Here is a 19,644-nt window from a genome sequence, read left to right as displayed (position 1 = left end):
ACGTGATAGGCAGCCGACAGAAAAGCCTTATACCTCCCCCGACCAACTCCCCGCCACTATGGCCGCCCTCCTGGAGATCAGGGACCTCTCGAAGAGCTTCTCGGTGAAGGGGAAGCGCTTTGAGGCCCTACGCGACGTCAACCTCTCCGTCTACGACAAGGAGTTCATCTGCCTCCTCGGCCCCTCCGGCTGCGGCAAGACGACCCTCCTGCGGATCATGGCCGGCCTCGAGAGGCCCACCAGCGGCGCGGTCCTCCTGGACGGCGAGCCGATCGAGGGGCCGGGGCCCCAGCGGGGGATGGTATTTCAGGAGTACTCCCTCTTTCCCTGGAGGACGATCCTCGACAACGTAGCCTTCGGCCTGGAGCTTAAAGGCGTCTCCAAGGCGGAGCGGCACGAGAAGGCCCGCCGGTACATCACGGCGGTGGGCCTTGCGGGGTTTGAGAACAGCTACCCCCACGAGCTCTCGGGGGGGATGAAGCAGAGGGTCGCGATAGTCCGGGCCCTGGTGAACAACCCGCGGGCTCTATTCATGGACGAGCCCTTCGGCGCCCTCGACGCCCAGACGAGGAACGTCATGCAGGCGGAGCTCCTCCGGATCTGGCAGGAGCAGCAGAAGACCGTCATCTTCGTCACCCACAGCGTCGACGAGGCGATCTACCTCGCCGACCGGGTGGTGATCATGTCCGCCCGCCCCGGCCAGATCAGCGAGATCATCGACGTCGAGATCCCCCGGCCCAGGGTCAGGACCAGCGCCGAGGTGAACAGGTACCGAGAGCAGGTCCTCTCCGTTCTGAAGTGCCTCCGAAAGGATTGAGGATTTTTTCAGGTTTGCCAATCCTTCCATCTCACCATACCCCGCCGACTTGAGGGGCCTTCCATCTCGAGTGGACCGATCCGGACCGGCTGAGGGAACCCTTTTGCGAGCGTTTATATTCGTAGAGGTACGAATTTTGTCTTGAGCTGGTGAGACCGTTGAGGAGATCAAAGTGGATGGAGCTTCCGCGGCTGGTGGTCGTCGGCAGCGGCGTCGCAAGAGAGGTGGCCGAGATCTCCAGAGACCTCAAACTCGCGGGCGGTGCCCTCATCGTCACGGGCCCCAGAACCTGCGAGCTCGTCGGCGGAGAGATCTCCCGGCGGCTGGAAGAGGGCGGCTTCGAGACGGCCCTGATGATCACAAAATTTTCAAAGATCGAGGAGGTGGAGAGGGCGGAACGGATGGCGGCGGATATGGGGGCGGGATTTCTCGTGGGGGTCGGAGGGGGGAGGTCCATCGACGTAGCCAAGCTCGCCTCCGTCAGGGTCGGCGTCCCCTTCGTCTCCATCCCCACCGCCGCCTCCCACGACGGTATCTGCTCCGCCCAGGCCTCCCTCACCATCGACGGCGAGACGACCTCCGTCTCCGCCCAGGCCCCCTTCGGGATCGTCGCCGACACCGCCATCATCTCCCAGGCGCCCAAGAGGCTCCTGGCGGCCGGATGCGGCGACATAATCTCCAACATCACCGCCGTCAGGGACTGGAAGCTCGCCCACCGCCTCCGGGGGGAGGAGTACAGCGAGTACGCCTCGGCCCTATCGGAGATGACGGCGAGGATGATCGTCGAGACCTCCTCGGAGCTGAAGCCGGGGCTCGAGGAGTCGGCGAGGATCGTCGTCAAGGCCCTCATCTCGAGCGGCGTCGCCATGTCCATCGCAGGCTCCTCCCGCCCCGCCAGCGGCTCGGAGCACAAGTTCGCCCACGCCATAAACAGGATCGAACCGGGGAAGGCCCTCCACGGCGAGCTCTGCGGCCTTGGGACCATAGTCATGATGTACCTCCACGGCGGCGACTGGAGGATGATCCGGGAGGCCCTGGAGAAGGTGGGGGCCCCGACCTCGGCCGCCGATATCGGCCTCGCGGAGGAGACGGTGATCGAGGCCCTCACCTCCGCCCACACCATCCGCCCCGAGCGGTACACCATCCTCGGCTCGGGGCTCACCCGAGAGGCAGCAGCCGCGGCAGCCAAGAAGACCAAGATAATATAATTATTCATTTGAGGAGAAAACATGTCCGAAGCAGCAACACAGATCACCCTGATAGGAACCAAGCTCGCGACTATAGGGATGGAGTTCATCTTCAACGCCCCCTCTCCGGAATGCGAGACCTGCAAGCTGAGGAACACCTGCACCAACCTCGAGTCGGGGAGGAGGTACAGGATCCTGGGGATCCGGGGGGAGCTGGTCCACGACTGTCCCATCCACGAGGCGGGGGTCCGGGCGGTGGAGGTGACCGAGAGCCCCATCATCGCGGCCATCGACGCGAGGAAGGCCTTCGCCGGGTCGAAGACCGTCCTGGAGCCGCCCAGGTGCGAGAGGTACGAGTGCACCATGTACGAGCTCTGCCACCCCGTCGGCCTGAAGGAGGGGGACAGGTGCACCATCGTCGACCTCGTCGGCGAGGCCCCCGAGGAGTGCGAGATCGGAAACAAGCTGAAGCTGGTGGAGCTGAGGCGCTGAGATCCCCCCGCCCCCCATCCTCCTATTTTCATTGCGGACAGCCTTCATGAGAGGGGTTCTCACCTACTCCCGGAACGTCTTCATACCGGTCACCGACGTCTGCAGAAACCGGTGCGGATACTGCAGCTTCCGGCGGGATCGCGGGAGGATCATCGGCCGCCGGGAGGCGATCGACCTCCTCGACCGGGGAGCCTCGGCGGGCTCCTCTGAGGCCCTCTTCTCCCTGGGGGAGGCGCCCTGGGAGGTCTCCGGCTTCGCCGAGATCCTGAAAGGGGCGGGGTATGACGACCTCATAGGCTACCTGATAGAGCTATCGGAGCTGGCCCTGGAGAGGGGCCTCCTCCCCCACACCAACGCCGGCCTCCTCTCGAAGGAGGAGATGAGGAGGCTTATGCCCTACAACGCCAGCATGGGGCTGATGCTCGAGACGACCGCCGAGGTGGAGGCCCACCGATCCTCCCCGGGAAAGAGGCCTCTATTGAGGCTCGCGGCGATGGCGGCGGCGGGGGAGCTGAAGATCCCCTTCACCACCGGGATCCTGGTGGGGATCGGCGAGACGGAGGCGGACCGGCTCCGATCGATCGATGCCATAAGAAGGGCCCACGAGGCTCATGGCCACATCCAGGAGGTGATCGTCCAGCCCTTCGACCCCAAGCCGGGGACGGCGATGTCTGGGGCCCCAGCGCCAGGGCCGGAGATCCTGGCGGAGACGGTGAGGATGGCTCGGTCGATCCTGCCGCCGGAGGTCGCCGTCCAGGTCCCCCCAAACCTGGCAGATCCCCTCCTCCTGGCGGAGGCGGGGGCGGACGACCTGGGCGGGATCAGCTCCGTCACCCCGGACTGGATCAACCCGGAGAGGCAGTGGCCGACCCTGATGGAGCTGAAAGTCCGGCTCCCCGGCTTTGATCTTCTGGAGAGGCTCCCGGTCTACCCTAGGCATATCCGCCTCCGGTGGCATGGGAGAAAGACCTGGGCCCTCGTCGAGGAGCTGGCGGGGCCCGACGGCCTCCGGAGGAGGGCTCGGGTGGAAGGTCCGAATCGCAAATGATATCTGAGAGCAGAGCAAAGGGGGGGCGGTATGAATAAGAAGGCCCTTGAGATATGCGCCAGCTCCGGGCTCGTCCTGTTGATGATATTGCTCTTGATCCTGGTTCAGACGGAGGCTCCCGAGCCCATGCGGCCGGCGGGGTTCGTCGTCGCGGTCCTCGCCTTCATGATCCTGATGGGGCTAGCAGGGTTCGGGCTTTTGAGAGTTGAGCCCTGAGGCTGGAAGGATGGACTGAGATGGAGACGGGGGAGTTATAGGCGGCTGGAGATGGATTTGATGAGGCAGCATACCTCCTGCTAGAGGTCGAGATATGGGCATCTTGGACAAGTTGATGGGCAGGTCTGGGGATGAGGATTACGTGAACATAGACCTGGGGCAGTTCGAGGAGGTCTCCGGCGGGGGCCCCTCGGAGATCCTGGTGAAGATGGCGGAGCTGAACGACCTCGAGGTCCTCCCCGAGATAAAGACGGAGATAGAGAGGGGCAACCTCGTCCTGGTGGACATATCTCCCATGAGGAGGGAGAAGGACCTCCTCGATGAGGCGATCGGGGAGTTGAAGGCCTCCGTCGAGGATCTGAGGGGGGACATAGCCGGCCTCGGCGACAACCTGGTGATAGTCGTCCCCCGGCGGATGAGGATAGATCGGGAGGACGTCCTGGGGGCGGAGGATTGAAGGCGAAGACCACCTCGAGCTGCCCGATCTGCTCCGCCGAGATCGCCTTCGACTGGGAGACTAAGGAGATCCCCCACTTCGGCGAGGCGCTGATCATCGCCGGGGTCTGCGATGCCTGCGGCTTCAAGCTCAGCGACACCATCCTCCTCAGCCAGGGCGATCCCGTCAGGTATGCCATCACCATCGAGGAGGTGGCAGACCTGAACGCCCGGGTGATCAGGTCCACCAGCGGGACGATCAGGCTTCCGGAGCTGGGGATCGACGTGGAGCCCGGCCCCGCCTCCGAGGCCTACATATCGAACGTCGAGGGAGTCCTCCAGAGGGTCCGGGATATCGTCCTCTTCGCCACCCGGTCCGCCCGGGACGCGGGGGCGGAGGAGAACGTCTGCCGGGGCGAATGGATAATCGAGCGGATCGATCGGGCGATGGAGGGGGTCGGCCCCCTCACCCTGATCCTGGAGGACCCCCTGGGAAATAGCGCCATCGTATCCGAGAAGGCGATCTCGACGAGGCTCACCCCCGAGGAGTGCGAGGATCTGAAGACCGGGATGATCATCCTCGACTCCGCCGCCTGACCGGAGAAGCCCAGGGAGGCGGATAGACTGATAGTCCTCAGCGGCGGGACGGGGACCCCGAAGCTCCTCGTCGGGCTGAAGGAGGTCCTCGATCCCCGGGAGCTGACGGTCGTCGCCAACACCGCCGACGACCTCTGGATCTCGGGAAACCTCGTCTCGCCGGACCTCGACACCGTCGTCTACACCCTGGCGGGGATGATCGACCGGAGGAGGTGGTGGGGGATCGAGGGGGACACTTTTAGGACCCACAATTTTCTGAAGAGCCTCGGCCGCCGGGAGCTCCTCGCCCTCGGAGACCTCGACCGCTCCATCCATATATTCCGGTCCGAGCTCCTCCGGGAGGGGCTCTCCCTCTCCGAGGCGACGGCGAGGCTCTGCCGTGCCCTGAAGGTCGCCGGAAAGGTCGTCCCCATGACCGACGACCCCGTCTCCACCATGATATCGACCCCCGAGGGGGAGATCCACCTCCAGGAGTTCTGGGTGGGCCGGTCCGGCCGACCCGATGTGATGGGGGTACGGTTCAGGGGGATCGAGGACGCCCTCCCAAGCCTCGAATTTCTCGCCGCCCTGGAGAGGGCGGCCGAGGTGGGAGAGCCGATCCTCATCGGGCCGAGCAACCCCGTCTCCAGCATCGGGCCGATCCTCGCCCTCCGGGGGGTCCGGGACCTCCTGAGTAAGAAGGGGTGCGGGAGCGAAAGGAGACGGAGAAGCCGGGTCATCGCCATCAGCCCCCTCGTCGATGGGCGGCCCGTCAGCGGCCCCGCCGCGAAGTTCATGCGGGCCTGGGGGTTTCCCGTCACCGACCAGGGGGTCGCCGAGATCCTCGGGTGTGTCGACCTGATGGTGGTCAGCCCCGGAAGCGACTATCGAGGCCCCTCCGTCCGGCTGGACACGACCATGAGGAACGAGGCGGAGAGCCTGAGGCTGGCGGAAGAGATCGTCAGGATCGCTGATGAAGGTATGGAGCCGGGGATTGAGGCGGAGGCGGTGTAGGATGTTCATCGGCGTCGATCACGGGACGAGGGCGATGAGGTTTGCAGACTCCGACGGCAACTGCCTCGTCATCCCGAGGGAGGAGGCGGCCAGGCTCGCCCCTGGGGAGATCATCGACCGGATCCGGGGGGCCTTCGACCTCGCCCCGGCCCCCGGGGGAGCCGAAGCCGCCAGATCCGGCTCCGGCGCCGAAGAGGTCGAGCTCCTCGCCCTCTGCTACTCCATGGGGGACGGGATCACCGACATCGTTAGGATCGAGGACGCCGAGAACCGCGGCGTCATCAGCCAGGACGGCGCGGGCCTGCACGTCGGCGGCGGGACGAACGTCTTCGACGCCGTCCTCGCGGCGGGCTGGCCCGCGATCCTGCTGCCCGGGATCCACGACCGCTCCAAGATCGACCCCCGGATGAAGGTATTCTCCCACGGCGCCAGCCCCGAGAAGCTGGGGCTCGCCTACAAGGTCTATAAAGACGGCAAGAAGGACTTCATCATATCCGACGCCAGCTCCAATGTGGTCACCATCGGCGTCGCCGCTGGGCGCATAGCCGGGGCCATCGACGCCCCCATCTTCGCCCCCGGCCTTCTGCACGGGCCTCTCGACGTCGCCGCGATCCGAAAAGTTGACGCCGGGAAGATGACTGCCAACGAGGCCTTCACCCGGGGCGGGATCTTGCGGAAGCAGGGCCTCACCCTCAAGAGCTGCACCGAAGAAGAGAAGGAGGCGGCCTTCGAGGCGCTCGCGCTCTATGCCGCCATGGAGCTCGCCGCCATGGGCGTCCTCCTCCGGGACCTGGGCGCCGCCGAACCGGCGCTGTACCTCGCGGGCGACCCCGCCTCCCGGATATCGGGGAGGGTCTCGGAGCTTCTGGGGCGCGAGGTTCTGCCGCTCGCAAGCTGCGATGCGGCCCTGGGATGCGCGCTTATCGCGGAGGATGTGTACAAGGGGGCGAGGGAGGTGCTGGGGCTGAGGGTGGATGCGGGGATAGCTTTATGAAATTATTACACATAACATTGAGCACATATGTCGAGATATCTTTCACACATTAGGGTATTTGTCGCATCTCCGGGAGATGTGACTAAAGAACGGAGAAAATTAGATGATGTTGTTGATGAATTGAACCGAACATGGAGTGATAAACTCGGTACTCATCTCGATCTCATTACATGGGAACGTGACGTTTGTCCTGGTGTAGGTGAGGACCCACAAGATGTTATTAATAAACAAATAGATAATTATAATTATGATATTTTCATCGGTATAATTTGGAAACGCCTAGGGACTGCTACAACACGAGCAGATTCAGGGACAGTTGAAGAGTATGAGAGAGCTTACGAACGATATCGTAAGGATTCGAATCAGATTAAAATTATGTTTTATTTCAAAAAGATATTACCATCTGAACGTAGTGAAATAGATGTTGATGAGCTAGATAAAATTAATAAGTTTAAAGCAAAATTAAGGCTGCACAATTTATGTTGTATTTACGAAGATATAGATGAATTTGGAAAGCTAATCCAACGACATTTAAGTAAGCAAATGCAAGGATGGCAAAAAAGTTGGGGCAAGAAGCCAGCAAAACTTAAGTTTAGATATGAAAATCCAACTGGTTGGGTAAAAAGAGACCCAGATGTTGGTGATAATGTTAATTCAACTACGATATTGACGGATGATAGGGCTGAAATTCGGATCGATATTATAAGATTATCTAATTCAGAACTTGACCAAATAGCTAAGATGCAATTCGTAGAAGACGATTCAGATTTGGATGGTGAAGCCCCATCTTGGATAACTGCCTATAACGAAGATCCATGGGGTATTGCTAAGGGCCTCTGGATTACTTATGTAAATTATTTAAATAAATTTAATCTCAAACCTAGGAATATCTCTGGTAGAGGCACTGGCTTGTTAAGCCCAGATGGTGCTTGTGCTTTCTACGCAACTAATGATCGACATGACGGTCCACCTCCGGATTTGCCTCTTGAATGGTATTTTGTTTGGATTCGCCCAGAATATGGAAACGTTTTTGTAGGAATTCATGCACGATTTCCTCCAAACTATTTAGAGATTTATGATACGAAAAATATTTGTCGTGGTGGTGGTAGTGCACATGTTGATTGCTGTGGTGGTGGAGTTTATGATGTTTACTATTGGCCTGAACCATTATGGGTGGTAATGACTTCTTTTACAACAAAAAAATATGGCGATTAATATGCCAACATAAGATACTTTTCTCTTTATTGGACCATTTAAATATAACGCTTTTCGTATCAAGAAGAGGCCATCTTAACATTAGCATCTTAGTCGATTGCGTAGAATTCGAGACAATCCCACCAAACAAAAAGTGAGACGAATGCTTCTCCACGCCTATACCACCTCGAACGACAGCCCCATCGGCTTGAACTCCGCCGTATCCTGGCGCCTCAGCTTCGATCTGATCTCCTCGAACCGCCTGACCGTCTCCTGAGAATAGACCCGCCCGCCGCAGCGTAGACAGACCTCGGCCCTCACCTTCAGAAGAGCGGTGTGAGCGCCGCCTCTGAGGAGCTTCTCCACCTCTTTCTCCACCAGCTCCCCGCCGCAGACGGGGCACTTCTCAAAGGGTCTCATGCGCCATCGCCTCCACTCACAGCTTCAAGACATCGCAGACTATGTATATCATTTAGCCTGAAATCTCGTTTTGCATGAACCGGAGCGTGATCCCCTGACCTGGAAGAAAATCGTCTCCGACCTCGAGCGGGAGTTCTCCTCCCTCCAAGGCGACTGGATGCGGTCTGTCGAGCTGAGGGACCGGATCGGCGAGATCGTCACATGGCCCGATTTCGCCGGCCTCCCGCCAGACCTGCAGGGGAGGCTCGACCTCCTCCACGTAGAGCTCGTCGCCCTCACCCGCGAGAACGTCTGCACCAACGAGAGGTGCCCCCACTACAATAAGAGCTGCAAGATGCGATGAGATGATGGGAGCGGGGGCTATGGATAAGAGCGGCTGATTTTTTTGGTGGCGAAAGATGATCATCTCCGCAAGCTACAGGACGGACATCCCCGCCTTCTACGGCGAGTGGTTCGAGAAGAGGCTCGAGGCGGGGTACTGCTCCGTCTCCAATCCGTACAACAACCGCCAGGTCCGCCGGGTGAGCCTCCTGCCGGAGGACGTCGACGGCTTCGTCTTCTGGACGAGAAACCTCGGCCCCTTCATGGGCAGGCTTACGAGGGTGGCGCAGTTCGGCCGCCCCTTCGTCGTCCAGCAGACCGTCACCGGCTATCCGCGGGCCCTGGAGCCCGCCGCCGTCGGCGCCGCTGTGGCGGTCCGGCAGATCAGGGCCGTCGCCGAGGCGTACGGGCCGAAGGCCGCCGTCTGGCGGTACGACCCGATCATCTTCTCTTCCCTGACGCCGGCAGAGTTCCACCTCGAGAACTTCGAGAGCCTCGCCTCCGCCCTGGAGGGGTCCGTCGACGAGGTGGTGATCTCCTTCGCCCAAGTTTATCGGAAGGCCGCTCGGAACCTCGACCTCGCGGCCCGCAATTTCGGCTTCACCTGGATGGACCCCCCCGACGATGTCAAGCTCGACCTCGCCTCAAAGCTCGTGGAGGTGGCGAGGCGCCACGGAATGAGCCTCTCGGTCTGCTCCCAGCGAAAGTACATCGTTCCCGGGGCGGCGGCCGCCCGGTGCGTCGACGCCCGAAGGCTCGCCGCCGTCGGTGGGCGACGGATCCGGGCCCGGCTGAAGGGGAAGCGGCCGGAGTGCGGCTGCTACGAGGCCGTCGACATAGGCGAGTACGACACCTGCCCCGCCGGATGCGCCTTCTGCTACGCCGTCCTCCGGCGGGAGATGGCCTTGCGCCGGCGGAAGAGCCACGACCCCGGGGGCGATTTTCTTTGGGGGCCGGGGGAGGAGGCGGCCCCGGCCCCGGAGTCGAAGGGCCAGATGACCCTCTTCTGAGGCCGAACCGTCCGGTCCAAGATCGCGCCGCCTCCGCCTCATCAATAGAGCCACCACTGCCAGATCATCGGCTTGTTTCTGCACATGAGAACCGTATCTCTGGAGTAGTAGATATCGAAGACGTCTCGGCGGTCTTTGCCCTGCTGCTCGCTCCAGATCGCCTCCGGATCTATGAAGACGGTGGGCTTTGGGACAACATCGGCGTCTTCGGCGTAGCTCGCATGACCCTCCCCGGGGCCGGCCCGCGTCGCAGAAAAAGTTCCCATCCAGAAATCCCCATCGGAGGAGTAGGCGGAGAATCTTCCCCGGATTTCGTCAGCATCAAAACTGCCCACCAGCCTGACGAAGATGACGGGGTTATGACGAAATGTGATGGCCACGTCGATGCTCCTCCCCTCCGCCAGGCCTATCAGAAAGCCGTCGTTTCTTCCGTCGAGGGTCGATCTTCCGCAGAGGGTGGAGCCGGATTCGGTGATGGAGGCGGCGCTGCCGCCGGCCAGCGGCCCGCCGTCGTTTCCGCCCTCTAATTCGTAGCCGATCAGCCAGCTGCTCGATAGATCAGAAACAGCTACCGCATAGCAGGCGGAGATCTGAAAGACTATCATTAAACCGATCAGCGTCTTCATCGATCTAGACTCCCCAAAAGCCAGCCCTAACCGTCCGGCCTGAGTCCGAAAACATTGAAGTTTTGGCCGGACTTCGTGAACGGGTAGTATCATCCTCGAAGATCTCGACCAATCATCGCGGCTTCGGCCCGGAGCCCTGGGTCCAGGGCCAGAAAGAAACGTGAGCTGGGGATCACCCCCGATACCCCAGCTCCCTCGCCCTGGCAAAGGCGGCCTCCGCCTCGGAATCGCGACCTAGAGCCTCCAGGGCCTCGCCCATCCACTGATACCTCCATATGTTAGAAGCCTCGGCGTGGGTCTCGATCTCGTCCTTGAAGGCTTCGACCGCTCTCTCATAGGATGCGGCCGCCTCCTCATGCCTGCCCATCCCCTCCAGGGCGTCGGCCTTGTACTTCCAGAACTTCGCTATCTCCGGATACGCGGAGGTCTCAAGCTCGAAGGCCGCTGCCGCTTGCTCATAAGCCAGGGCCGCCTCATCGAGCCTCCCTATCCCCTCCAGAGCCTCGCCCTTCCAGAGCCAGGGCTCGCCCATCAGGAACGGGCTTGCGAGCCCTGGGGTCTCATTGTAGGCATTAAGGGCCATATCACAGGCCTCGACGGCCTCTTCGTATCTTCCAAGCTTGTTGAGGACGCGGCCCTTGTTGGACGAGGCGGCATAAGTGGCCAGGGGGTCGCCAGAACCAAGCTCTATCGCCCTGTCGTAAGCCCTGAGGGACTCGTTCCAGAGGCCCTGCTCGGCGAAGACGTTCCCCTTGCTCCGCCAGGCGCTGCTCTGCCAGAGCCTCTCCTCGGGGTCCTCCGGAACCTCGGCCGTGAGCTCGTCGAATATCGCAAGGGCCTCGGCCTGCCTGCCCATTATTATGAGAAGGCTCGCCTTCTGCACCCTGGTCTTGGTGTCCTGGGGGTCGATTTCAATGGCCTTATCGAAGGCCGCGATCGCCTCATCGTACTCGCCCTGATCTCGGAGAATGAGGGCCTTGTACCGCCAGGCTTCGGCGTTCTGGGGATCGACCTCGATCGCTTTATCGAAGGCCTCAACCGATTCTTCCAGAGAGTCGTTGAAAAGCAGCTCTTCGCCCATTTTGACCCAGTCATCTGCTGTCCTCTCCTGCGCCCACGCGCTGCTGCAGCAGAGCGCCGCCAAAGCGATCAGGGCAAGGGCGGACCTCGTGCCTGCCCCTGACTTCGGCAGCCCACCGTGGGCCGCCATATATCCTGGTTTTCCGTTCACATCCACCCACTCCACATTTTATCCTTCAATAATTACCAAAAAATTTGAGCTGGGGTCACATCTTATACCCCAGCTTATCGGCCACCAGAAGCGACATGGTGGCGTTGTAAACCTGGCCGAGGGCCCTCTGGGATTCACCCCTGCCGTACCAGGCATTGCTCCAATGCGGGCCCAGCTCGATGGCCCTGTTGTAGGCCTCAAGAGCCTCCTGGTTTCTTCCAAGAGCCCTCAGGGCGTCGCCCCTGCCTATCCAGGCGGTGGTATCGACCAAGTGAGGCTCGACGCCCGGAGAGGATTCGAGGATTTGATCATAGACCTCCAGGGACTCGTCGTACCTTCCGAGCTCGTAGAGGGCTCTGCCTCTCGTCTGGAGAAGGACGACGTCGCCGGGATCCTCCATGATGGCCTCTTCGTAAAGGGCCAGCGACCTCGCGAAGGCCTCCGTCGCCTCTTCCTGCTTCCCGGTCTTCTTCAGGGCCGTCCCCTTGGAAAGCCAGGTCTGGGCCAGGGTCTCCGCGTCGCTCTCCGGGATCAGGTCGAGGGCCTCGTCGTAAGCCTCCAGGGATTCATCGTACCGATTCATCTCGACGAGGAGGCTCGCCTTCCACTGCCAGCTCCCGAAGTCCTCGGGGTTCTGCCTGATCGCCTCATCGAAGGCCGCCAGGGCCTCCGCGTCCCTTCCCAAGTTCATGAGGATGAGGCCCTTCAAACGCCATGTGTCGGGATCTTCGGGATCGATATCTATGGCTCTCTCACAGGCTTCGAGAGACTCGTCGTACCTGCCTAAGGAGGGCCCCAGAATCTGGGCCTTGGATATCCAGGCGTCGACATATTCTGGATCGATCTCCAGGGCTCTATCGATGTATATGAGGGCCTCCTCGTACCTTCCCAGATGAGCCGACAGGAGAACGCCCCCGTTGATCCAGAAGTTTTTATAATCGGGCGCCAGCTCAATTGCCCGATTCAGAGCCTCCACCGTCCCGTTGTAGTCACCATCTTCCGCGAATAGATGAGCCCTTTCAAACCATACGAACGCCTTCTCGACGGTCTCGGAGGTGGCATCTATCGCCTCGTCGCCGGCAGCTATCGACTCATTATGCCTTCCAAGCTTCCACAAAGCGTTCGCCTTCCCGACGAGGACCCAGGGCTGAAGAGGGTCCATCTCCAGGGAGGCGTCGTACGCATCGACCGCCTCATCGTAGCGTCCCATCATCGATAGGAGAGTGGCCTTCCCATTCCAGGCCATAGATTGCGACCGGTTCAGCTCGATCGCCCTCTCGAAAGAGAGGAGAGCCTCCTTGTATCCGGCCGGGTCCTTATCGATAAAGGCGAGCCTGCTCTTGGCGTAACCTCTGCCGGTCCAGGCCTCAGCCATCTTCGGGTCAAGTTCAACGGCCCTCTCATAGGCTGCCAGAGCCTCCTCCGTCGAGCCGTTCATCGACAGCTCCTCCCCCTTCTCGAACCAGTCTCTTGCGGTCTTCTCCGGCGTCCAGTAGGCTGCGAACTTTTCGAGCGTTCCAGCAGAGTCCTTCAACGTCAGGTTTCCGGCGAGGTCGTCCAGGGCGAGACCGCTCTCGAGGAAAATGTCGGTCTCGTTCCTCTCGCCAGAGCCGAGGTGGAACCGGATCCTCTCACCGGGTTCGAGGGTGAAGTCAGGAAGGACGATCGACCCATTGTCGTCGATGGTCAGAATCAACCCCTCGAAGATTTCAGTCTCTTTTCCGTCGTTGGCCATCTCGATGAACTCGTCCTCTCCGACGAAGATGATGTTGGTTAGAGCCAACGACGTGGCAGGCTGCCCCATAGCACATGTGCAGAGGACTGCCAACGACATCAGAACTATGCCGAACTTCACTCCTGTGGATAATTTTTGCATCCTGAAAGTGGCCACAAACGGTTCGACTTTTCCGAACATTTTTCTACACCTCACTCACACTATGTCATCTGAATATGATTATAAAAAATTTTGGATTGGAGTCAATTCCCATACCCCATCTCCCTGGCCTTCCCATAGGCCTCTTCAGCCTGGGCCCCAAGCCCCAACGCCTCCAGGACGGCTCCCCGGTTCAGCCAGAACTCCCCGTTGAGGGGATACGATTGTCTTCCCTGATCAGGCATCTCGATGGCGAGGTCGTAGGCTATGGAGGCGTTCTGATAGGCCAAAAGGGCATCATCATCCCGCCCGATGGCCATCAGGGCGTCGCCATTCCCCTTCCAGGCATGGCCTCGTTCTGCGTTTACAGACTCTGGATAAATCTCCAGGGCCGTATCATAAGCCTGAAGGGCCTTCTCATAAAACCCAAGCCCCATGCGGGCGTCTCCGATCCCCCTCCAGGCATCGTCTGCCAGCCGGGGCTCCGCCTCCATCGATCGGTTGAAAGCCTCCAGGGCCTCCCCGTAGTCGCCGAGCCGGAGGAGGGAGACGCCCTCGCCGAGCTCCGCCCGGCCAAGATAGTACTGGTCCAGAGGGTCGAGAGAGAAGTCGAGGTCGATCGTCTGCTGGTAGAGACCCCTCGCCTCTTCGTACCGGCCCATGTCAATAAGGACGCTCCCCTTGTCGATGAGGACCAGAGCCAAGAACGGGGGACTGGTCGGAGCTATGTTGGATAGGAGGCTGTCGAAGGCCGCAAGGGACCGATCATACTCGCCCCTCCCCTGGAGGGCCTCGCCGAGGAGGATCCAGGCGTCGTAGTTTTGGGGGTCGAGAGTCGTGGCGTTCTCCAAGGCCGCCAGTAACTCTCCATCGCGCCCCATCTGACGGAGGATGAAAGACTCTGATACCCAGGAGTGCGAGAGCATCTCCGTATCGGAGGGCCCAGAGGTCATCCTGGCTCGTTTCGAGGCCTCCAGGGCCTCGTCGTTTTTGCCCATCTGGGCCAGGACTGCGCTTTTCAGCTCCCAGGCCCTGGTGTAGTTTCCATCCATCTCCAAGGCCCTATCCAAGGCCTTCAGGGAATCGTTGAGGTCCTGCAAAAGGAATCGGTTCAGCCCCACCCCAAACCAGGCCTCCGGATCGTCGGGAGAGATCCTGGTGGCGTTCTGGTAGGCCAAAATCGACTGGTTATAATCTCCCAGCGCGCTAAAGACCTTGCCCTTGCCCATCCAAGCCCGGACATCGTCCGGGGATAAGAAGAGGGCCTGATCGTAGGCCTTCAGGGCCTCTTGGTAGGAGCGGTTCTGGTAAAGCTCAAGGCCCATGTCGATCAAGTCTTCGGCCGTATCCTCCACTGCCGATGCCGTGGCCCAGGATGCGGCCAGGGCCAACAGCAGGAGGGCGAAGACCGCCCAAAATCCCACCGTCGAGGACATGCTAGTCGATTCACTCACCTTCAATCCCTTCACCTCGTAGAATTTGTTGAAAAAATGCAAAGATCATCCCTTCTCCTCCACCCCCCGCGCCCTGGCCCGGGCGGCCTCGGCCTCGGAGCCGCGGCCGAGGGCCGAGAGGAGGTCTCCCTTCCTCGTCCAGGCCGCCGCGTTCCCGGGGTCGGCGAAGGTGGCGGCATCGAGGGACTCGAGCGCCAGCTCCTCCTCCCCCATCTCCAGGAGGACGCCCGCCTTCTCGACGAAGACGAGGGAGACGTACGCCTTCAGATCCCCGGGAGCGGCTTCTGCCGCCTGGTCATAGGCCTCGATCGACCTCTCGTACCTGCCGAGGCCGGCGAGGACGCTGGCCCTGTTGAGGCGGGCCTCCAGGCCGGCGAAATCGGGGTCGAGCTCGATCGCCTCGTCGTAGGCAGCGACCGCCCTTTCGTACATTTCCGCTGCCCCCTCCGAGTCCCCCGCCGCCGCGAGGCCGTTGGCGAGGGTTGAGAGGGCGGCGGCCTTGCCGTCCCAGGCCAGGGCGAGGCTCCTGGCGTCGCCGAAGGGCGCAAGATCGATCGCCCTCTCGTAAGCCGAAAGGGACTGGTTATACCCGCTGAGATCCCCGGTGAGGGCCGCCAGCTCGTCGAGGAGCGTCCCCCTCAAAACCCAGGCGTCGAAGAAGACCGGGTCGAGGTCGATCGCCATCTCGACGGCGGAGAGGGCCTCTTTCTTCCCGGAGACCCGCTCATCCCCAACGAGGGCGTTTGATGCTAGGCTCAAGGCCCTCCCCTTCCCCAGCCTGGCCATCGCGGAGGCCGGATCGAGGCGGATCGCCTCTTCATAGGCGGCGATCGCCTCCTCGAGGGTCCGGGGGTCGAATCCCTGGGCCCTGGCCAGGGCATAGAGGGCATCCCCCTTGGAGAGGTGAAGGGTCCCGTTCTCGGGATCCATGGAGATCGCCTCGTCGTAGGCGGCCGCCGCATCCTCATAGGATCCGGCCTCGAGGAGATCCTCGCCCACCAAAAACCAGTCGCTTGCCGTCATATCATCCGCCATAGCGTAGGCGGATAGCGATAGCACCGTGAGAAGAACTGCGGCGAATATCGCCCAGGAACCAAGATCGAAGACCATACTAAAACCCAGCCTCTTTTGCGATAGATCGCCCCAATTGGACCGGATGCATCTTCCACATATCGGGAAAATGGAGGCGGGGCGTGTAGGCCAGCCCCAGCCTCAGGTCCGAAACCTGCCCCATTCATCCCTACCGTCCCAGTATACAAACGGGTGGAGAGAATGCCCCCACTCCCCCACCCATGTAACTCCCAAATTACATAATGTTATATAAACTTTACTATCTGTAAAGAAGATAAGTCATCCTCAGGGCTGATCGGATCGGCGACCGAGGGAGAAGGTTTCCACCAAAAGAGAAATGGCGTGGTGGCAAATACCGCGAGATCTGGATGATTAAGTTGTGTTAGTTAAGTTTATATAACTAAATGTAACACAAGATTTACATCGTGATGCCGATGGACGCAAAGACCTCCAGGATCTGCAGAATGGTCGTCATCGTGGCGACGGTGGCCGTAGCCGGCTGGTCTGCCGTCATCGCCGAGGTCCCCCTGGTATTGATCTCGGCGGCGACGGGCGGGTTTCTCTTCTACCTCTGCAGATCGAGGATGGAAGAGGTGGTCGTCGACGAGAGGGACGAGAGGGTGAGCGAGCGGGCGGCTAAGGTCGCCGTGGAGGCGTTTGCGGCGGCGAGCGCCCTCGTCGGCGTATTATTCATCGCCGCCAGGGATGAGCATCCCGGCCTGATGAACGTCGGGTTTGCCCTGGCCTTCTCTGCCTCCGCCCTGATGATCCTCTACTCGGCTCTGTACGGATACTACAACCGACGATACGGATACGAGCCCTGCGATGAGGAATAAGATCAAGGTCTACAGAGCGATCTTCGACCTGACCCAGGAAGAGCTCGCAAAGAAGCTGGGGGTGACGAGGCAGACGATAATCGCCATAGAGAAGGACAAATACAACCCCTCCCTCGACCTGGCCTTCAAGATGGCGAGGATCTTCGGCGTCAAGATCGAGGATATCTTCGTATACGATGAGGAGCTGCTGGACCCTGAAGAGAGAGGGGGCACCGGCCGGGGAGGCGCTCCCCCTCCGAGCTGATCTTAATAACTGACCAAAAAGTTTAACGGCGAAGGGAACCCTACCGAGCTCGATCCCCTTGAAGGAGCAGGCCATGTCCGAAGTTCGAGGCGCCAGATCCTCCAGAAGGCCCATCTTCACCAGAATCAGGTCGGTTTTGACCTCCACCAGGTTCAGCGAGGAGCACCTGGTGATGGCGGCGGCCCTGATGGCGACCCTCCTCGTCCTCCTCTACGCCTTCGGCGCCTTGGAGACGAAAGGAGAGGTCTGGAGGGCGACCTTCGGGGGGCCGGGCTTCGACGTCGGATCCTCGGTCCTGGAGAAGGCCGGAGGCCTCGTCGTCGTCGGCAGGACCAACTCCTTCGGCGCCGGCGGGTACGACGGCTGGCTCATTGCGACGGACTCGAAGGGGAGGGAGCTCTGGAACCGGACCATCGGAGGCCCCGGGGACGATGAGGCAACGGCTATCGTGGCCGCCCGGGGCGGGGGCTACGCCATCGCCGGGGGGACAGGATCCTTCGGGGCCGGCGGCTCCGACGGCTGGCTGGTCAGGACCGACCCCCAGGGCCGGGAGGTCTGGAACAGAACCTTCGGGGGGCCCGGAGACGACTGGGCTTATTCCCTCCAGGAGACGGGGGATGGATACGTCATCCTCGGGGAGACCGATTCCTTCGGCGCCGGGGGAAGAGACCTCTGGCTCCTCAAGGCCGACCCCCAGGGCCGGGAGGTCTGGAACAGGACCTTCGGAGGGACCGGAGACGATGGCGGCCGCTCGATAAAGAGGACGGCCGACGGCTTCATCATCGCGGGCTTCACCGAGTCTCGCGGCGCCGGAGGCAAGGACCTCTGGCTCCTCAAGGCCGATTCGAACGGGTCGGAGGTCTGGAACGTCACCTTCGGAGGATCAAAGGACGACATCGGAGAGGCGGTGATCGAGAGGGCGGGCGGCGGGTACGTCGTCGCCGGCGGAGCGAGCGTTCCCCCGGAGGGGGGGTTGGGGGACGCCTGGCTGATCATAACCGACGGCCAGGGTAGCCCCCTCCGGGGGAAGATCTTCAGCGTCGGGGACTCCGGAAGAGACCTGGCGACGACGGTGGCGGCGACGGCGGATGGGGGCTACATAGTCGGCGGCTGGAGCTCCGCCGGGGGACTCTACTCCTGGCTCCTGAAGACCGACGGGGCGGGGGAGAAGGAGTGGGACTTCACCATCCCGGATTCGGGGAGGGAGGAGGGGTCCTCGCTGCTCGTCGCAGAGGACGGCGGGTACGTCACCTGCGGCTGGACGATCTCCTCAGGAAACCCGGATATGATCCTGGCGAAGGTCAAAAGGTAGCCGACGAATCCCCTTTATCCTGACCGGCTCTATCGATCGGACCACTTCGCCCTCGCCCTTCTCCGAGCTTCGTCATCCAGAGATCGAAGCCTCCCCCTGAGCCGCGGTTCGTGAACCCGCCGACGATGTAGCCGCCCTCCTCCGCCACCAGGACTGAGATCCCGCTCTGGATCCCATCCCCTCCCAGGAGGACCGACCACTCGGCCCTCCCCTCCGGATCCGTCTTGAGGAGGAGGGCGTCATCGGGGCTCGCCCTCGTCCCTGCCCGGGAGGTCGATCCCACCACCGCGTATCCGCCATCCGAGGCCACCTCGATGGAGCTTCCGAAGTCCGCCGCAGGGGTTCCCGCCGTCCTGTTCCAGACCTCCACCCCCTGAAAGTCGGCCTTCACCAGCCAGATCTCAAAACCTTCGGAGCCGAAGGAGTTGGAATAGCCCGCTCCGACGTAGCCCTCCTCCGTCTCCCGGAGGGATGAAAGGCCGTCCTCCCCCTTCCCGCCAAAGGTCCGGGCCCACTCTTTCGCCCCCAAACCGTCGGTCTTCACCAGCCAGCCGTCCTCCTCGCCGACGCCGAAGGAGGTGGTCCTGCCAGCGATGGCGTAACCCCCGTCCCGGGTCGCCACTACCGCCAACCCCTCATCGTCCCCGGGGCCTCCGATGGTCCGGTTCCACTCCTCCACCCCCCGGGGGTCGGTCTTGATCAACCAGAGGTCGACCTTCCCGATGCCGTAAGAGTCGGTCCATCCGACGACGACGTAGCCGCCGGAGGGGGCCTCCTCCACCGACCAGGCCGCCTCCTCCCCGGGGCCGCCGAAGGTCCTCTCCCACTCCAGGTTCCCCTCCGCATCGGTCTTGAGGAGCCAGACGTCCCTACCACCGGCGCCGAAGGAGGTGGTATACCCGGCAACGACGTACCCGCCGTCCCGGGCGGCGATCACCGACTCCCCCACATCGACTCCACCTCCGCCGCGGGTAAGATCCCAGAGCTTGCTCCCGTTCCGATCCGACTTCACCAGCCAGAGGTCGCCGTTTCCAGAGCCGTAAGACTCGGTCATCCCCGTCATCACGTAGCCGCCGTCTTGGGCCCTCGAGATCGGGCCCCCCACCTCGTGCCCCGGCCCGCCGTAGGTCCGGCTCCACTCCTCCTCCGGCGCTCCATTCGCCAAGGATGCGAGGAGCAGAAGCAGGAATCCCAATATCAGCCCCATCCTCAAGGCTCATCACTCCGATAGAGGAGAGATACCTCCAGGTTCTTTATCGTATCCACTCCAAAG

22 protein-coding genes are annotated in these 19,644 nt (G+C 61.5%); 15 read left to right on the top strand and 7 right to left on the bottom strand.

Features of this window, described 5'->3' with window-relative positions; translation table 11 throughout:
• Positions 1-58 precede the first annotated feature (58 nt).
• The 10 genes from MHAR_RS04920 to MHAR_RS13285 all read left to right on the top strand — a co-directional run bounded on the left by MHAR_RS04920 (position 59) and on the right by MHAR_RS13285 (position 7,994).
• Complete coding sequence (locus MHAR_RS04920) at positions 59-817, top strand: ABC transporter ATP-binding protein (RefSeq protein WP_014586513.1); 759 nt, start codon at positions 59-61, stop codon at positions 815-817.
• A gap of 176 nt (positions 818-993) precedes the next feature.
• Positions 994-2,025 carry an NAD(P)-dependent glycerol-1-phosphate dehydrogenase gene (locus MHAR_RS04915; protein ID WP_014586512.1) on the top strand — a complete coding sequence of 344 codons (1,032 nt, stop codon included), beginning with the start codon at positions 994-996 and terminating at the stop codon, positions 2,023-2,025.
• A 21-nt stretch (positions 2,026-2,046) separates the two neighbouring features.
• Entirely contained in the window at positions 2,047-2,496 is a 450-nt protein-coding gene (locus tag MHAR_RS04910; protein WP_014586511.1) for a UPF0179 family protein, read from the top strand.
• 46 nt (positions 2,497-2,542) lie between these two features.
• Positions 2,543-3,544 carry a 7,8-didemethyl-8-hydroxy-5-deazariboflavin synthase subunit CofG gene (gene cofG / locus MHAR_RS04905; RefSeq protein WP_014586510.1) on the top strand — a complete coding sequence of 334 codons (1,002 nt, stop codon included), beginning with the start codon at positions 2,543-2,545 and terminating at the stop codon, positions 3,542-3,544.
• A 30-nt stretch (positions 3,545-3,574) separates the two neighbouring features.
• Positions 3,575-3,760: a hypothetical protein gene (locus tag MHAR_RS04900; RefSeq protein WP_014586509.1), complete on the top strand. Its 186-nt coding sequence runs from the start codon at positions 3,575-3,577 to the stop codon at positions 3,758-3,760.
• 94 nt (positions 3,761-3,854) lie between these two features.
• Positions 3,855-4,217 carry a cell division protein SepF gene (locus MHAR_RS04895; protein WP_014586508.1) on the top strand — a complete coding sequence of 121 codons (363 nt, stop codon included), beginning with the start codon at positions 3,855-3,857 and terminating at the stop codon, positions 4,215-4,217.
• Positions 4,214-4,792: a ZPR1 zinc finger domain-containing protein gene (locus MHAR_RS04890; protein ID WP_014586507.1), complete on the top strand. Its 579-nt coding sequence runs from the start codon at positions 4,214-4,216 to the stop codon at positions 4,790-4,792. Before MHAR_RS04895 ends, MHAR_RS04890 begins: the two co-directional genes overlap by 4 nt.
• A gap of 27 nt (positions 4,793-4,819) precedes the next feature.
• Complete coding sequence (gene cofD, locus MHAR_RS04885; RefSeq protein WP_048144381.1) at positions 4,820-5,785, top strand: 2-phospho-L-lactate transferase; 966 nt, start codon at positions 4,820-4,822, stop codon at positions 5,783-5,785.
• A 1-nt stretch (position 5,786) separates the two neighbouring features.
• Positions 5,787-6,779: a methanogenesis marker 12 protein gene (locus MHAR_RS04880; RefSeq protein WP_014586505.1), complete on the top strand. Its 993-nt coding sequence runs from the start codon at positions 5,787-5,789 to the stop codon at positions 6,777-6,779.
• Between the two features lie 27 nt (positions 6,780-6,806).
• Positions 6,807-7,994: a DUF4062 domain-containing protein gene (locus MHAR_RS13285; protein ID WP_014586504.1), complete on the top strand. Its 1,188-nt coding sequence runs from the start codon at positions 6,807-6,809 to the stop codon at positions 7,992-7,994.
• Between the two features lie 156 nt (positions 7,995-8,150).
• Here MHAR_RS13285 and MHAR_RS04875 read toward each other — a convergent pair whose 3' ends face one another.
• Positions 8,151-8,393 (bottom strand): YgiT-type zinc finger protein, encoded by a 243-nt coding sequence (locus MHAR_RS04875; protein WP_014586503.1) that lies wholly within the window; start codon positions 8,391-8,393, stop codon positions 8,151-8,153.
• A gap of 70 nt (positions 8,394-8,463) precedes the next feature.
• On the opposite strand from MHAR_RS04875, the gene MHAR_RS04870 reads away from it, so the two are divergent.
• Together MHAR_RS04870 and MHAR_RS04865 are read left to right on the top strand one after the other, a co-directional pair.
• Positions 8,464-8,736 carry a hypothetical protein gene (locus MHAR_RS04870; RefSeq protein WP_014586502.1) on the top strand — a complete coding sequence of 91 codons (273 nt, stop codon included), beginning with the start codon at positions 8,464-8,466 and terminating at the stop codon, positions 8,734-8,736.
• A 55-nt stretch (positions 8,737-8,791) separates the two neighbouring features.
• Positions 8,792-9,724, top strand: coding sequence for a DUF1848 domain-containing protein (locus MHAR_RS04865; RefSeq protein WP_014586501.1), 933 nt, complete (start codon positions 8,792-8,794; stop codon positions 9,722-9,724).
• Positions 9,725-9,765: 41 nt separating this feature from the next.
• Here MHAR_RS04865 and MHAR_RS04860 read toward each other — a convergent pair whose 3' ends face one another.
• From MHAR_RS04860 to MHAR_RS04840, 5 genes are all read right to left on the bottom strand, one after another.
• On the bottom strand, positions 9,766-10,350 hold the full coding sequence (locus MHAR_RS04860) for a hypothetical protein (RefSeq protein WP_014586500.1): 585 nt from the start codon (positions 10,348-10,350) through the stop codon (positions 9,766-9,768).
• Between the two features lie 172 nt (positions 10,351-10,522).
• Positions 10,523-11,596: a tetratricopeptide repeat protein gene (locus tag MHAR_RS04855; RefSeq protein ID WP_143763287.1), complete on the bottom strand. Its 1,074-nt coding sequence runs from the start codon at positions 11,594-11,596 to the stop codon at positions 10,523-10,525.
• A 40-nt stretch (positions 11,597-11,636) separates the two neighbouring features.
• Positions 11,637-13,415, bottom strand: coding sequence for a tetratricopeptide repeat protein (locus MHAR_RS04850; protein ID WP_187287853.1), 1,779 nt, complete (start codon positions 13,413-13,415; stop codon positions 11,637-11,639).
• A 143-nt stretch (positions 13,416-13,558) separates the two neighbouring features.
• Positions 13,559-14,908: a tetratricopeptide repeat protein gene (locus MHAR_RS04845; RefSeq protein WP_143763285.1), complete on the bottom strand. Its 1,350-nt coding sequence runs from the start codon at positions 14,906-14,908 to the stop codon at positions 13,559-13,561.
• A gap of 45 nt (positions 14,909-14,953) precedes the next feature.
• The gene (locus tag MHAR_RS04840) at positions 14,954-16,018 is read right to left on the bottom strand and encodes a tetratricopeptide repeat protein (RefSeq protein WP_014586496.1); all 1,065 of its coding nucleotides are present in this window, start codon (positions 16,016-16,018) and stop codon (positions 14,954-14,956) included.
• Positions 16,019-16,407: 389 nt separating this feature from the next.
• Between MHAR_RS04840 and MHAR_RS04835 the strand changes: the two genes are divergently transcribed.
• From MHAR_RS04835 to MHAR_RS04825, 3 genes are all read left to right on the top strand, one after another.
• Positions 16,408-16,815, top strand: a complete 408-nt coding sequence (locus MHAR_RS04835; protein WP_228369630.1) for a DUF2178 domain-containing protein — start codon at positions 16,408-16,410, stop codon at positions 16,813-16,815.
• A complete protein-coding gene (locus MHAR_RS04830; protein WP_014586494.1) occupies positions 16,805-17,059 on the top strand; it encodes a helix-turn-helix transcriptional regulator in 255 nt (84 codons plus the stop codon). Before MHAR_RS04835 ends, MHAR_RS04830 begins: the two co-directional genes overlap by 11 nt.
• A gap of 73 nt (positions 17,060-17,132) precedes the next feature.
• The gene (locus MHAR_RS04825; RefSeq protein ID WP_014586493.1) at positions 17,133-18,371 is read left to right on the top strand and encodes a hypothetical protein; all 1,239 of its coding nucleotides are present in this window, start codon (positions 17,133-17,135) and stop codon (positions 18,369-18,371) included.
• On the opposite strand, the gene MHAR_RS04820 is transcribed toward MHAR_RS04825, so the two are convergent.
• Positions 18,361-19,578, bottom strand: a complete 1,218-nt coding sequence (locus MHAR_RS04820; protein WP_014586492.1) for a hypothetical protein — start codon at positions 19,576-19,578, stop codon at positions 18,361-18,363. The genes MHAR_RS04825 and MHAR_RS04820 overlap by 11 nt on opposite strands.
• Between the last annotated feature and the right edge of the window lie 66 nt (positions 19,579-19,644).

This window comes from Methanothrix harundinacea 6Ac (genome assembly GCF_000235565.1).
GTDB lineage: Archaea > Halobacteriota > Methanosarcinia > Methanotrichales > Methanotrichaceae > Methanocrinis > Methanocrinis harundinaceus.
Note: the sequence above shows the minus strand (reverse complement) of the source record. Positions and strands in the feature narration are given on the sequence as shown.

Coding starts and splice junctions, on each gene's coding strand:
- MHAR_RS04920 (WP_014586513.1), top strand. CDS start 59: ATGGCCGCCCTCCTGGAGATCAGGGACCTCTCGAAGAGCTTCTCGGTG.
- MHAR_RS04915 (WP_014586512.1), top strand. CDS start 994: ATGGAGCTTCCGCGGCTGGTGGTCGTCGGCAGCGGCGTCGCAAGAGAG.
- MHAR_RS04910 (WP_014586511.1), top strand. CDS start 2,047: ATGTCCGAAGCAGCAACACAGATCACCCTGATAGGAACCAAGCTCGCG.
- cofG (WP_014586510.1), top strand. CDS start 2,543: ATGAGAGGGGTTCTCACCTACTCCCGGAACGTCTTCATACCGGTCACC.
- MHAR_RS04900 (WP_014586509.1), top strand. CDS start 3,575: ATGAATAAGAAGGCCCTTGAGATATGCGCCAGCTCCGGGCTCGTCCTG.
- MHAR_RS04895 (WP_014586508.1), top strand. CDS start 3,855: ATGGGCATCTTGGACAAGTTGATGGGCAGGTCTGGGGATGAGGATTAC.
- MHAR_RS04880 (WP_014586505.1), top strand. CDS start 5,787: ATGTTCATCGGCGTCGATCACGGGACGAGGGCGATGAGGTTTGCAGAC.
- MHAR_RS13285 (WP_014586504.1), top strand. CDS start 6,807: ATGTCGAGATATCTTTCACACATTAGGGTATTTGTCGCATCTCCGGGA.
- MHAR_RS04875 (WP_014586503.1), bottom strand. CDS start 8,393: ATGAGACCCTTTGAGAAGTGCCCCGTCTGCGGCGGGGAGCTGGTGGAG.
- MHAR_RS04865 (WP_014586501.1), top strand. CDS start 8,792: ATGATCATCTCCGCAAGCTACAGGACGGACATCCCCGCCTTCTACGGC.
- MHAR_RS04860 (WP_014586500.1), bottom strand. CDS start 10,350: ATGAAGACGCTGATCGGTTTAATGATAGTCTTTCAGATCTCCGCCTGC.
- MHAR_RS04850 (WP_187287853.1), bottom strand. CDS start 13,415: ATGTCGTTGGCAGTCCTCTGCACATGTGCTATGGGGCAGCCTGCCACG.
- MHAR_RS04840 (WP_014586496.1), bottom strand. CDS start 16,018: ATGGTCTTCGATCTTGGTTCCTGGGCGATATTCGCCGCAGTTCTTCTC.
- MHAR_RS04835 (WP_228369630.1), top strand. CDS start 16,408: ATGCCGATGGACGCAAAGACCTCCAGGATCTGCAGAATGGTCGTCATC.
- MHAR_RS04830 (WP_014586494.1), top strand. CDS start 16,805: ATGAGGAATAAGATCAAGGTCTACAGAGCGATCTTCGACCTGACCCAG.
- MHAR_RS04825 (WP_014586493.1), top strand. CDS start 17,133: ATGTCCGAAGTTCGAGGCGCCAGATCCTCCAGAAGGCCCATCTTCACC.
- MHAR_RS04820 (WP_014586492.1), bottom strand. CDS start 19,578: ATGGGGCTGATATTGGGATTCCTGCTTCTGCTCCTCGCATCCTTGGCG.